Origin of the sequence: Inquilinus limosus (assembly GCF_002195995.1) — a bacterium.
GTDB classification, from domain to species: Bacteria; Pseudomonadota; Alphaproteobacteria; order DSM-16000; family Inquilinaceae; genus Inquilinus; species Inquilinus limosus_C.
In genome coordinates this window covers 15,411-28,092 of the sequence record NZ_NHON01000049.1, presented here as the reverse complement: position 1 = coordinate 28,092, position 12,682 = coordinate 15,411, and the positions used below count along the sequence as shown (strand labels likewise).

Sequence of the window (12,682 nt, the reverse complement as noted above, 5' to 3'; positions counted from 1 at the left end):
GTACCCATTTGGTGGTAGCCGCCCGATCGAATGCATCACTTGAGCCGGCCAGTGGTGGGGCGAATAATCGTGATCAGGTATCCGGATCGATAGCCGGCAACTCAATCTTGATGACGTGATCATTCGACTCTCATTGGTTGATATTGTTCTTGGGGCGATGGTGGCAGTTCCTTTGTCGTGCGCGCAAAAAGAACAATTTCTGAAAATCAGTGGATTGGGGCTGGCCTTAATTCACAGTTCTCACATTGGCGGTCTCTCGATATCGGAACGGGCGCAGGGAGATTGGGATGAATGTTCAGTTACTCGACGCATCACGTGGTGCCATCGATGGGGCATCCGACGCGCGGAACGATCACGCCGCCCGATGCCGCCTCTGCGGCGGCCAGCTTGAGCATGTGTTCGTCGACCTCAGGTCCTCTCCGCTCTGCCAGACCGTCATCGCCCCTGAGCAGCTCGATGAGATGGAGCCGCATTTTCCCCTCAACGTGCTGGTGTGCGGCGACTGCTTCCTGGTCCAGCTGAGGGAGTATGTGAGCCCGGAGAACATCTTTCGCGAATATGCCTATTTCTCGTCCTATTCGACCAGCTGGGTCGCACATGCCCGGGCCTATTGCGGCATGATCCAGCAGCGGCTCGGGCTTGGGCCGGACAGTCTCGCCGTCGAGATCGCCAGCAATGACGGCTATCTGCTGCAGCATTTCCGGCCGCTCGACGTTCCCGTGCTCGGGGTCGAGCCTGCGGCCAACGTTGCCAAGGTGGCGATCGAGAAGGGCATTCCGACCTGCGTCGACTTCTTCGGCCATGAGCTGGCCGGCACGCTCGCCGCGGCGGGCAAGCAGGCCGACCTCATCATCGGCAACAATGTGCTGGCCCAGGTTCCGGACCTCAACGACTTCGTCTCCGGGCTGGCCCGGCTGCTGAAGCCGGAAGGCGTGATCACGCTGGAGTTCCCGCATCTCGAACGGCTGATGGCGGAGAACCAGTTCGACACGATCTACCACGAGCACTTCTCGTACTTCTCGCTGACCACGATCGAGCGGATGGCGGCCCGCCACGGGCTGCGGCTGATCGATGTGGAGGAGCTTCCGACCCATGGCGGCTCCCTCCGCGTGTACCTGGCTCATGCCGGTTCGGCCCGGCCAACCGCCCAGAGCGTCCCGGACCTGCTGGCCCGCGAGCAGCGCCTGGGCTTCCGCGACGTCGCGACCTACGCCTCCTTCGCCGAGCAGGTCCGCCAGACGAAGCGGCGGCTGCTGTCCTTCCTGATCGAGGCGAAGACCGCGGGCAAGACCATCTGCGGTTACGGGGCGCCGGGCAAGGGCAACACCCTGCTGAACTACTGCGGTATCGGCACCGACTTCCTCGATTTCACGGTCGATCGCAACCCGTACAAGCAGGGCCACTACACCCCGGGCATGCGCATCCCGATCCATCCGGTGGAGGCGATCGACACGGCCAGGCCCGACTACATCCTGATCCTGCCCTGGAACCTGAAGGCCGAGATCGTCCAGCAGATGCGCCATGTCGCCGAATGGGGCGGGAAGTTTATCGTCCCGATCCCCGAGGTGGCAGTCATCGATCCGAAGGAATTGCGCTCATGAAAGTCGTGCTCTTCTGCGGTGGCCTGGGCACTCGCATCCGGGAATATTCCGAGAACATCCCGAAGCCGATGATCCCGATCGGGCATCAGCCGATCCTGTGGCATGTGATGCAGTACTATCGGCAATACGGGCATGCCGACTTCGTCCTCTGCCTGGGCTACAAGGCCAACATCATCAAGGACTTCTTCCTCAATTATCGGCCGCAGAATTTTGCCGACTGCGTCATTTCGGGATTCGGCGCCAATGTCGAGTTGCTGAGCGAGCCGGACAAGGACTGGCGTGTCACCCTGATCGACACCGGGATCTGGCGTAACATCGGCGAGCGGCTGTGGGCCGTGCGGGATCAGGTGCGGGACGAGGAGATCTTCCTGGCCAACTACAGCGACGGCCTGACCAATTGCGACCTCGACGACATGATCGATCGCTTCAGGAAGAGCGGCAAGATCGCCTGCTTCATGGCCGTGCGGCCGCCGCTGACCTATCACCTGGCGGATATCGACAAGGATGGCGAGGTGCAGGGCATCCGCAGCTCCGACTGCTCCGACATCTGGATCAACGGCGGCTACTTCCTGTTCCGCCGCGAGATCTTTGATTTCATGCGCGAAGGCGAGGAGCTGGTCCTGGAGCCGTTCCGGAGGCTGATCGAGGCGAACCAGCTCATGGCCTACAAGCATGAAGGGTTCTGGCGCTCGATGGACACGCTGAAAGACCGGCAGGCGCTCGAGGATCTGGTCGAGCAGGGCAAGATGCCCTGGCGGGGGCTGAGCCCGGCCAAGGACAAGGCCAAGACGCTGGTGCTGGCCTGATGCGGCCACTGGGGCTGGCGCGGCCGGGCGACAGCCTGTCCGTCCTGTGCCTGGGCGCGCATTCGGATGACATCGAGATCGGGGCAGGGGGTATGCTCCTGTCCTGGATCGCGTCCGGGGTGCGGCTGCATGTCCATTGGTGCGTGCTCAGCGCCGCCGGCCCGCGCGCGGGGGAAGCGGAGGCCTCGGCGGCCGCCTTCCTTGCCGGCGCGGCCAGTACCGTCGTCGAGCTTGCCGAATTCAAGGACAGCTTCTTTCCGTACCAGGGCAGCGAGATCAAGGCCTGGTTCTCCGGGCTGAAGGCCCGCAGCAGCCCGGATATCATCCTGACCCATCGCCGGGACGACGCGCACCAGGATCATCAGGAGACGTGCCGGCTGACCTGGAACACGTTCCGCGACCACCTCATTCTCGAATATGAGATCCCGAAATGGGACGGCGACCTCGGTCAGCCGAACCTCTACATGCCCCTCGCCCCCGAGATCCTGGAACGCAAGATCGAGCTTCTTCTCGCGCATTTCGGCACGCAGCGGTCCAAGGACTGGTTCGACGCTGAGACCTTCCGGGGCCTCGCCCGCCTGCGCGGCATGGAAAGCCGCGCAGGCGGGCGCTATGCCGAAGGCTTCGTCCAGCGCAAGGGGCTGCTCGGTTGACATCCCGATTCAGAAGGGGCCGCCGTCTCCTCGTGGCGCTCATGCTGGCCGCGCTCGTCAGCGGCGGCGCCGTGGCTGCGGCCTTCAAGGCTTCGGAGCCGCTGCTCGTGGTCCGGACCGCGGTCGAGCCGGCCGACGTCATCGTCGTGCTCGGCGGCGATGGGCCGGCCCGGGCGTGGCAGGCGGCCGGTCTCTACCGGCAAGGGGTGGCGCCGAAGGTCCTCGTCACCGGCTTCGGTGATTGCGAGGACATCCGGCGCTACATGATGGGCGAGGGCGTGCCGGGCGACGTGATTCAGACGGAATGCTCATCGCGCAGCACCTGGGAGAACGCGGTGTTTTCGGCGCCGCTGCTGGCGGCGATGGGTGCGCGGCGCGCCATCCTGGTCACCAGCTGGTTTCACACCCGCCGGGCGCTGGCCTGCTTCCGGCAGGTCGTGCCGCAGATGGAGTGGATGTCGGTGCCGGTCGAGCGCGGCGAATCCTACCGCAAGATGCTCAGCAACCACCACGGTCTCTCGGTCCTGGCCGAATACGTCAAGATCGGCTGGTACGCCGCCCGGTACGGCGTGGTGGCGTTCTGAAGAAGCTCAGCGTGGTCCGGATCAGCGGCGGGTGACCGCCTCGACCTCGAAGCCCTTGAAGGTGTTGCCGGTGTCGATCACGGTCGCCGTTCCCGGCCAGACCCTGCCGCGCGACCCCGTATAGGGGGCCGACCCCCGGGCAAAGTCGTTGTCGTGAAAGATCATTGCGGCGATCGGCGTCGGCTGGTCGGGGGCGATGTCCTTCGCCTGCGGATCAGTCTCCACCATCACCCCGCCATAGGCGTCGGCGAAGCGGTTGCGCTCGAACACCTCCATGGCGTAGGCGCCGGCCTCGTAGCCCTGCCAGGTCACGACATTGACGCCGGCATGGGCCAGCCGGTCGCCGTGGTTGTTCCGGAAGACGTTGCCGAGATGGCCGACCGCGCCCTCCTTCTCTGTCTTCAGGTACTTGGTGTAGGCGACGAGGCCGTCATAGGAATCATCGATCTCGTTGTTCACCACCAGGTTGAAGAAGACAGGGTTCAGCGCCCCGTGGCCGAGGGCCCAGAGCTCGACGCCGCCGCGCATGCGGGTCATGACGTTGCCGTCGACCACGATGTCCGCCGAGTTGCCGTAGAACTGGACCCCGCAAGAGGCCGTGTTCTCGGTGGCATAGAAGGACTTTCCGTCCAGCCTGTTGCGATAGACGACAGCACGCACGGCGGCATTGGCCACCACCAGCGTGCTGCCGGCATCCGGGACCAGCATCCAGGGCCGGTCGAGGCGCAGCACCCGCCCCGGCTTGTCATAGCCGATAATGCGCCGGACCTGGCCGGTGCCCCGGCCTGCCACGACCATCACGTCGTTGCCCACCGCGATGCCGTCCTCCTGGGTGGCGATACCATCGGGTGCCGCGGTTGCCGTGTCGGGACCGGTGCCGTTCGGCGCCAGCGTCACGGTGTCCGGGCCTGCCGAAAGAACGGAGCCGAACCCCGCCGTGCCGAACTGCTCGAACAGGATCTGCTCGCCGGTGTTCGGATCGAAATCCGTCCACTCGGGCGTGGGCGGGGCCATGTTCGTGGTGGTGTTCTCCGCGATGAAGATGTCCCGTGTCCCGCGATTGTGGCCCTGGGAGACGAAGAAGCGCCCCTCGGCGCTCCCCTCCGGACGCGAGGAATCCAGGTCCTCGGCGTGGTTGCTGGTGATCGAGATCTCCTGCCCGCCGCGGGCCAGGATGGCGGCTCGCGCCCGGTAGGTGAGACGGAACCGGCTGTTCTCGATGAACACCTGCCGGGCTGTGCCCAGGGTGCCGCGGCTGCCGACGAAGTCGGACTCCGCCACACGCACGTCCTGCGACCCGTCGACGTTGAAGTAGCCGGAGGATGCGGCGCGGATGCTGACGCGGTCGAGCCGCAGATGGGTGACGAAGCGGAGATAGACCGCTGCGAAGTCGGGGTCGCCGTGGCGCTCGGGCAGCTCCAGGTCGAGATCGGAGATCGCAACATTGTTGCCGGCCTTGTCCCCCTCGGCATAGAGCAGTGCATCCGTCCCCGGATCCGATGTCGTGTCGGACGGAACCGGAACGGCACGGATGATGGACCGGCCGCGCCCGTCGCCGACCCAGGCGACCCCGTTCGGCGGCACGAGGCTGCGCCCGATCATATAGATGCCGGCCGGGAACCGGACCGTCGCAGGGGCCTGGGCGCGCGCCAGGTCCAGTGTGACCTGGATGCTCGCCGCGTCGTCGGTCAGGCCGTCGCCTTTCGCCCCATGATCCCGTACGTCGAAGACGCGGGCCGCCTGGCCCGCCCAGGGCGAGGGCGCGAGGGCGAGAGCGACGGGGCCGCTCCAGCCGAACCGGCCGCCATGGCCATTATGCGCCCAGACCTCGTAGTCGCCGTCCGGCAGGTCCGGGGGCAGCGCGAAATCGATCCGGTACGGGCTGACGGCCGTGACCTGGAGCCAGCGGCCGGCGGAGCGGCCGTGCGCCTTCAGGTAGATCGAACCCTCGGCCGTCCCGTTGCCGCGGCTGAGATTGCGGCCATAGAGCGATGCGGTTCCGCCCGGCTGTGCCGGCTGCGGGCCGGCCCACCATGCGTCGGTGCGGTTGAGGGCCACGGGCGCTCCAATGCCCTTCGCGTCCGCGGGCCAGACGAGATACATCGACCACGGGGGCAGGTCGTCCGGCAGCAGGAACGCCGCGGCCAGCCCATCGGCCGCCGCCGGCGGAATGCCGGCGGTCAGGGCCGGCCCGGTCCTGCCGGCCTGTGAGAACACGCGAATCCTGGCATTGGCCCGCAGCCCGACCCCGCTCAGCACCATCGTCTCGTCCGGCCCCGCCGTCTTGGAGGCCTCGGCGATGGCGGGCGCATCCCGCGACAAGGCGAGCAGCGGCGGCTCGAAGGCATCGAACCCGGCGGGCAGGGCTGGTTCCGGATCGGGGACGGGGAAGCTGAAATCCGCCGGTGCGGCAGGGGCGGGAGCCTGGCTTTCTGCGGGAGCGAAGCCGGCTCCGGCCCAGGCGACGGCCAGGAGGGTCGTCAGGAGCCAGAGCTGGATCAGATGAACCCATGCGTTGCCGGCCCGGCGGGCCAGTGCGCCGCCGGCGGATCTCATCAAGCGTGTCCGCATCGTCATCAGCCCTTCGGTCAAGCCGGCGCATTTCGATTGGTCGGCGGACGACGCATCGCTTCCGCCCGGGGCCGTCTACGGTAGCCATACCGCCGACCTCTGCCAGTTGTCCTTTGAATGGACTGGCTTCCTGCGGAAGACGAAGCTTCGCGGCGGGTGTGACGCGGCTATGGGACGAACTCGCCCTACCGGTCGAGGGGCCTCGCCTACGCCTGCATCCAAAGACTACCTCCGAAGCATCCGGATTGGCCTTCCGGATAGAGCGCCCCCCCACTTTGTCCAGATCGAACGGGGCAGGGGCCGCTGCATAGAGTCTGCGGGGGGCGACCCTGAGGGTTGCCTTTTCATCCGGCCTTTGTGCGCCGCCCAAGCGAACAGCGCGATTTCATGGAGAGGGCGCGATGCCGACTTTAGCCGCCCATTTGTTGAACGGGTTTCTTCTCGCGGTGGTTCTGGTCGTCTGGATGCAGCGGATCGCTCCGAGGCTGGGGATGGTCGATCATCCGACCGCACGCAAGGCGCATGAGGGCGTGATCCCGGTCTGCGGCGGCCTGGCGATGTTCGCCGCCTACGTCATCGGGAGTTGCGTGCTGGCCCCGCCGCTGCGGGCCCCCTGGTCCTTCATCGGTGCGCTCGCGATCCTTGTTGCCGTCGGCGCTCTCGACGACCGCCTGAACCTGCGCCCGCTCTTGCGGCTGATTGCCCAGTCGATTGCGGCGATCGCCATGATCGCTCTCGGTGGCCACATGATCGGCAATTTCGGCAGCGCCTTCCTAGACGCCCAGACGGTCAACGCCGATCCGATCCTTTCGGTGCTCGTCTTTTGCATCACCGTCCTGTTCGTGGTCGGGCTGACCAATGCCTTCAATATGATCGACGGGCTGGACGGGCTCGCCGGCGGAGCCGCCGCCTCCGCGCTGTTCTGGCTGGCGCTGATGGCCTCCTTCCTCGGGCGCGGCAATCAGATCACGCAGCTGTTTCTGCTGCTGGCCGTGGTCCTTGGCTTCCTGGTCTTCAACATGCGGCATCGCTGGCGGCCGCGCGCCCTGGTGTTCATGGGCGACGCCGGCAGCACCATGCTGGGCGCCGCGATCGCCTATTTCATCATCGACCTGTCCTCGGGGGCACAGCCGACCGTGCCGTTCCCCGTGCTCCTCTGGGTCTGCATCATCCCGGTGGTCGACACGCTCAGCCTGATGATCCGCCGGCTGCATTCCGGACGCAGCCCGTTCTCCCCGGATCGCTGGCACCTGCACCATCTGATCCTCGATCGGGGCCTCACCCATGCCGCCACGACCGGCTTGATCGTCGGCCTGTCCATCCTGTTCGGCGCGGTCGCCTATATCGGCACCGTTTTCGCGATCTCCGATCAGTTGCTGACTGTCGGCCTGCTGCTTCCGGTCGCCGTTCATTCCCTCGTCGTCTGGATGTCGGTCCGGCGGGCGCGCCTGCTCCGGTCGACGACCCCAACGCAGGAGCGCCTGGGATGAAGCTCGCCTATTTCGGCTATCCCCAGATCGGTGGGACCTATTCGCTGTTCCGCCACCTTCGCGCCGGTCTCGCCGGCGCCGGTATCGAACTTCGCTGGCTGGGTTGCGGTCCGAATGCCCATGCTGCGGCGGACAACCCGATGTTCCGCACGGAACGGCAGAACGGCAACACAGTCGGCCGGCCCGACGACGATGACACCGCGCGCACACGGGCCATGGTGGCGGCGATCGAAGAGGGCTTCGACGGCGTGTTCGTGACCGTGCTTGCGGACCCTGTCCAGACCAACGCCGTCCGATATCTCGATCCGCGCATCTTCCGGATCACGATCGTTGTCAACATCACCCCGGGAACTTATGCCGCAGCCCGAGCGATCCGCGATCATGTCCATGTGACGGTCGGGGTCGCACCTCGGATCCAAGCCGATCTTGTGCGCCGGTACGGCTTCGATCGCGACCGCACGGTCACCATCCCGATTGGAATCGATATCGCAGGGGTGGTGTCAGCGCGGCCCGAGCGATCGTCGAAAAGTCTGCGCGTGCTTTATCTCGGGCGGGTCGAGGAACAGGCCAAGGGCGTTCTTTGGCTGCCACGGATCTGCCGCGACCTTCCTCCCTCCGTCACGCTGACAGTAGCCGGTGACGGGCCCGATCTCGGGCGGCTGAAAGCGCGGTGTGCGGATCTTGGTAGCCGCGTTCAGTTCCGTGGCGCCGTGGCGCCCAGCGTCGTCGGGAAGCTCCTGGCAGAACATGACGTGCTCCTGATGCCCTCGCGCTTCGAGGGCTTCCCGGTGACGCTGGTCGAGGCCATGGCCGCCGGTTGCGTACCGGTCGCCTCCCGTATCCAAGGCACCACCGACCTGGCGGTCGAGCATGGTGTGAATGGATTTCTCTTTCCCGTCGGTGACACGCGTGCCGCGGCCCAGGCGATCGCCCGACTTGCCGAAGACAGATCCACGCTGGCGGCGATGTCCATCAGGGCGAGCCACAAGGCGCGCGACCATTTCGGTGTTGGCCTCATGGCAGAGCGCTACCGCGACCTGATCGACGGCCTGCGGTACTCGCAGCCCGTCGTCGCCCCGCCGCTCGGCCTGGCTGGCTGGCGGCTGCCGCCGGGGCTGAGGCCGGGCATCAGGACCTACCTGCCGACGTCGCTGAAGAACGCTCTCCGCACGCTGCGGGAGCGCCAGGCGTGAGGATGCCGGATCGATCCGCGGCGATGACCCGGCCGCTGCCATGAACTGGATCGTCACCTGGCTGCTCGTCGCCCTCGTGGTCTGGATGCTGCTCGCCGCGGCGACGCGTCCCGGCAAGATCTACGAATACCCGTTCCTGGCTGGGACGATGACGTTCTCCTTCATCCTGCCGCAGTTGCCTGGCTTGGCGGGCGACCCGTTCCTGCCACCGGGGGCCTATCAGGACGCCATCATCTTCACGATCATGTGCATCGCCATGTGCCAGGTGGGATGGCTGCCCAACCGACCGGTAATGCGAGCCTTCCAGTGGCGGTTCAGCGAGAAGCGGCTGCTGATCGTCGCGGCGGTGCTGTCGGCGGTCGGCGCCTATTTCTATCGCAAGCTCGCCGAGATCCCGATCGACGAAGCTGTGTACACCATGTTCTCCGGCGGGAACGTGGTGCTGTTCTTCTTCTCCAAGCTGCTGCGCTACGGCCTCTGCGTCGCGCTGCTGTGCTTCTTCGTGCGGCCGTCCTGGCCGGCGCTGGTCATCCTCATGGTCGACACGGCGTTCTATCTCGATCGCATCGTGATGACCGGGAAGCGCAGCGAGACGACCCAGCTGGTCCTGATGTTCGCCATGGCGATCTGGTTTCAGCGGCGCCGGTCCATTCCGCACATCCTGTTCCTGAGCTGGATCGTCGTCGGCACGGTGCTGGCGAGCGCGACGCATGACTATCGCGAGATGAGCCGCAAGACCAACGACAACCCGACCCTGTCGAGCCTGTCCGAGATCTCACCGATCGAGAAGTTCGAGCAGATGCTGTCGAAGGGCGGCCCGGAGATGCGGAACGCCATCCTGCGGATCAACTCCATGGAACGGAACATGGCGTTCGATTTCGGCACGATCCATTGGGACACTCTGGTCTGGAACTACGTCCCGCAGCAGCTGGTCGGCCCGGCGCTGAAAGAGTCGCTGTATGTTGGGATGGAGGAGGAGCAGATCGACCGCGCCTACGACCGGCCGACCGGCACGTCCGAGACTGGAATGACCGACGCCTTCGCGTCGTTCTGGTGGTTCGGCTGGATCAAGTTCTTTCTTCTTGCCTATTTCATGAGCCGGCTCTACGGCGCGGCCATGGCCGGATACGCCGCGCCGCAGATGTTCTACATGCTGCTGGCGGTGCCGGCGATGAACTCGATCTCGCACTACACCCAATGGGTCGTGTCGGAATGGGTCCATGTGGCGGCATTCCTCATCCCGTGCCTGCTCTATGCCCGAATCCGCGCGCCATCCGTGGAGCCTGCGGCCGTTGCCGCGATCGGGAGGGCATCATGAAAAGCCTCGACACGTCGCGGCTGGAGCCGCTGCTCGGCGGGCCGACCTTCGCCTTGAGCGACCGGCTGCGACGCTTCGCTTGGTCGATCTGCTGGGGCCTTCTGGGCGCCTGGACGCCGCGGCCGTTCCACAGATGGCGGCGCCTGGTGCTACTGGCCTTCGGGGCGCGGATCGACCCGACGGCGCGGGTCTACGGTCAGACGTCGATCTGGTGGCCGCCGCATCTCACGGTGGGACGGCATGCCGTCATCGCCCCGCGGGCGATCTGCTACAACGTCGCCCCGATCACGATCGGCGACTTCGCCATGGTGTCGCAGGGCGCCCACCTGTGCACCGGCACGCATGACGTCGACGATCCGCGGTTCCCGCTGCGCGCGCGGCCGATCACCGTCAGCCCTCAGGCCTGGGTGGCAGCCGAGGCGTTCGTCGGGCCCGGCGTGACTGTCGGCGAAGGCGCTGTGCTCGGGGCACGGGGGGTCGCCTTCCGGGACCTCGATCCCTGGACGATCCATGCCGGCAACCCCATTCGCCTCATCCGATCCCGGACGCAGTTTGCGCCGCCGGAGCGGCCTCACAGCGGCCCGTCCCGGCCGCGCGCCGGATCCTGAACACAACCGTCGGCGAGGGCACCGTGCCGAACCTCTGGCAGACACTGGCGGACGATCTCGAGGCCAACACGGGCAGGAGGGGCCGGCTGCGCGGCGTGTTGGCCTATCTCTACCATCCGGGCTTCTTCGCGATCGCGAACCATCGCATCTGCCACCGCCTGGCGAAGCAGGGGCGGGCGGGGGGCGTGGCCGGAGCCATCCTGAACCGGCTGAGCATCTTCCTGACCCATTGCTACATCGAGCCCGGCGCGACGATCGGGGCGGGGCTCGGCCTGCCCCATGCCGTCGGGATTGTGATCGGACACGGTGTCCGGGTCGGGAGCCGCGTTGTCCTTTACCAGAACGTCACTCTCGGGGCCGGAAAGCCCAATGGCAGCTTGTATCCGGTCATCGAGGACCAGGTCGTAATCTGCGCCAACGCGGTCGTCATCGGCGACGTCACGATCGGCCGTGGCGCGTTGATCGGGGCCCTGTCGCTGGTGCGGTCCGACATCCCGGCCGGATGCGTCGCCGCAGGCAACCCGGCGCGCGTCCTGCCATGCGGCCCTGTCCTTTCCCGCGATGGAGCGGTGCTCCGGGGGGCAGGGGCCATGAAGAGTCGAGGCGGGGCGGCATGATGGCTTGGCTCGCGCCGCTGCCGTCATCTGCCGACCCCAAGGCGCGTCCGTCAAAGCAAGGGTGTCCTGAATGCGGTATTTCATAACCGGCACGGCGGGCTTCATCGGCTTCCACCTGGCCCGCCTGTTGCTCGCCGGGGGCGCTTTCGTCTTCGGCTATGACGGGATGACCCCCTACTATGACGTGGACCTGAAGGAGCGGCGCCACGCTCTCCTGGCAGAGAGCCCACGGTTCCAGCCCGTGATCGGCCTGCTCGAGGATTTCGGCCGGCTCCGGCAGGCGGTTCTCGAGGCCGAACCGGATGTCGTTGTCCACCTGGCGGCGCAGGCCGGTGTCCGCTATAGCCTCGAGAATCCGCGGGCGTATGTTGATGCCAACCTCATCGGCTCCTTCAACCTGCTGGAAGTGGTCCGGGAACTCGAGATCCGGCATCTGATCGTGGCCTCCACCAGCTCGGTCTACGGCGCGAACGCGAAGATCCCGTTCACCGAGGCCGATGCCACCGACGAGCCGATGACGCTCTATGCCGCCTCCAAGAAGGCGGGGGAGGCCATGGCGCATGCCTATTCGCACCTCCATGACATTCCGACCACCGTCGTCCGCTTCTTCACGGTCTACGGACCCTGGGGGCGGCCGGACATGGCGCTGTTCAAGTTCGTCTCGGCGGCCATGAAGGGAGAGGCGATCGACGTCTATGGCGAGGGCCGGATTGAGCGGGATTTCACCTATATCGACGATCTCGTCCAAGCCATGGTCCGCCTCGCCGACGTGGTGCCGGTAAAGGGAAGACCCGTGGTCTTCGAGGGAGGCAGGGACAGCCTCTCCACGGTCGCGCCGTTCCGAATCGTCAATATCGGTGGCGGGGCTCCGGTTGGGCTGCTGCCCTTCATCGACACGATCGAGCGTCATCTTGGGCGCCGGCTGGTCCGGCGCATGCTGCCGATGCAGCCGGGGGACGTGCCCAGGACCTTCGCTGCGCCTGATCTGCTCGAGGCGCTGACCGGCTACGTTCCGCAGACCCGGGTGGATGTCGGCGTCCGCGCCTTCATCGACTGGTTCCGGGAGTATCACAGGGGGCAGGAAGCGGTGCCACGGAGCGCGAAGGCCCGCCGTCACCGGCCGGCCGGGAGGTCTCCTCGCAAACCCAAGGTACCGGTCTCGACATCAGTTGCGGCCGCGGTCGATATCGACGCGGCCTGAGGGCCGGTGTCCGCCGGCGACGCCGGCGTGCGCCCGGCGG

The 12,682-nt window shown here is 66.3% G+C and carries 12 protein-coding genes; 10 read left to right on the top strand and 2 right to left on the bottom strand.

Annotation, left to right across the window (positions count from 1 at the left end; all coding sequences use genetic code 11):
• Positions 1 to 311: 311 nt before the first annotated feature.
• Positions 312 to 473: a hypothetical protein gene (locus tag BWR60_RS38245; protein ID WP_230983146.1), complete on the bottom strand. Its 162-nt coding sequence runs from the start codon at positions 471 to 473 to the stop codon at positions 312 to 314.
• Here BWR60_RS38245 and BWR60_RS22820 point away from each other — a divergent pair.
• The 4 genes from BWR60_RS22820 to BWR60_RS22805 are packed head-to-tail and all read left to right on the top strand — an operon-like array spanning position 396 to position 3,644.
• On the top strand, positions 396 to 1,601 hold the full coding sequence (locus BWR60_RS22820; protein WP_230983144.1) for a class I SAM-dependent methyltransferase: 1,206 nt from the start codon (positions 396 to 398) through the stop codon (positions 1,599 to 1,601). The two genes, BWR60_RS38245 and BWR60_RS22820, sit on opposite strands and share 78 nt — an antisense overlap.
• Complete coding sequence (locus tag BWR60_RS22815; protein WP_088153330.1) at positions 1,598 to 2,407, top strand: glucose-1-phosphate cytidylyltransferase; 810 nt, start codon at positions 1,598 to 1,600, stop codon at positions 2,405 to 2,407. Before BWR60_RS22820 ends, BWR60_RS22815 begins: the two co-directional genes overlap by 4 nt.
• Positions 2,407 to 3,060 (top strand): PIG-L deacetylase family protein, encoded by a 654-nt coding sequence (locus BWR60_RS22810; RefSeq protein ID WP_088153329.1) that lies wholly within the window; start codon positions 2,407 to 2,409, stop codon positions 3,058 to 3,060. Before BWR60_RS22815 ends, BWR60_RS22810 begins: the two co-directional genes overlap by 1 nt.
• Positions 3,061 to 3,101: 41 nt before the next feature.
• Complete coding sequence (locus BWR60_RS22805; RefSeq protein WP_088153328.1) at positions 3,102 to 3,644, top strand: YdcF family protein; 543 nt, start codon at positions 3,102 to 3,104, stop codon at positions 3,642 to 3,644.
• 21 nt (positions 3,645 to 3,665) lie between these two features.
• On the opposite strand, the gene BWR60_RS22800 is transcribed toward BWR60_RS22805, so the two are convergent.
• Positions 3,666 to 6,200, bottom strand: coding sequence for a glycosyl hydrolase family 28-related protein (locus BWR60_RS22800; RefSeq protein ID WP_179221904.1), 2,535 nt, complete (start codon positions 6,198 to 6,200; stop codon positions 3,666 to 3,668).
• A gap of 416 nt (positions 6,201 to 6,616) precedes the next feature.
• Here BWR60_RS22800 and BWR60_RS22795 point away from each other — a divergent pair, with 416 nt between their 5' ends.
• The 6 genes from BWR60_RS22795 to BWR60_RS22770 all read left to right on the top strand — a co-directional run bounded on the left by BWR60_RS22795 (position 6,617) and on the right by BWR60_RS22770 (position 12,642).
• Complete coding sequence (locus tag BWR60_RS22795) at positions 6,617 to 7,705, top strand: MraY family glycosyltransferase (protein WP_088153326.1); 1,089 nt, start codon at positions 6,617 to 6,619, stop codon at positions 7,703 to 7,705.
• On the top strand, positions 7,702 to 8,898 hold the full coding sequence (locus tag BWR60_RS22790; RefSeq protein ID WP_088153325.1) for a glycosyltransferase family 4 protein: 1,197 nt from the start codon (positions 7,702 to 7,704) through the stop codon (positions 8,896 to 8,898). The genes BWR60_RS22795 and BWR60_RS22790 overlap by 4 nt, the downstream gene beginning before the upstream one ends.
• Before the next feature lie 40 nt (positions 8,899 to 8,938).
• Positions 8,939 to 10,216: a hypothetical protein gene (locus BWR60_RS22785; protein ID WP_088153324.1), complete on the top strand. Its 1,278-nt coding sequence runs from the start codon at positions 8,939 to 8,941 to the stop codon at positions 10,214 to 10,216.
• On the top strand, positions 10,213 to 10,824 hold the full coding sequence (locus BWR60_RS22780; RefSeq protein ID WP_088153323.1) for a putative colanic acid biosynthesis acetyltransferase: 612 nt from the start codon (positions 10,213 to 10,215) through the stop codon (positions 10,822 to 10,824). Before BWR60_RS22785 ends, BWR60_RS22780 begins: the two co-directional genes overlap by 4 nt.
• A gap of 23 nt (positions 10,825 to 10,847) precedes the next feature.
• The gene (locus BWR60_RS22775; protein WP_179221903.1) at positions 10,848 to 11,441 is read left to right on the top strand and encodes a serine O-acetyltransferase; all 594 of its coding nucleotides are present in this window, start codon (positions 10,848 to 10,850) and stop codon (positions 11,439 to 11,441) included.
• A gap of 70 nt (positions 11,442 to 11,511) precedes the next feature.
• The gene (locus tag BWR60_RS22770) at positions 11,512 to 12,642 is read left to right on the top strand and encodes an NAD-dependent epimerase/dehydratase family protein (RefSeq protein ID WP_088153321.1); all 1,131 of its coding nucleotides are present in this window, start codon (positions 11,512 to 11,514) and stop codon (positions 12,640 to 12,642) included.
• Positions 12,643 to 12,682 lie beyond the last annotated feature (40 nt).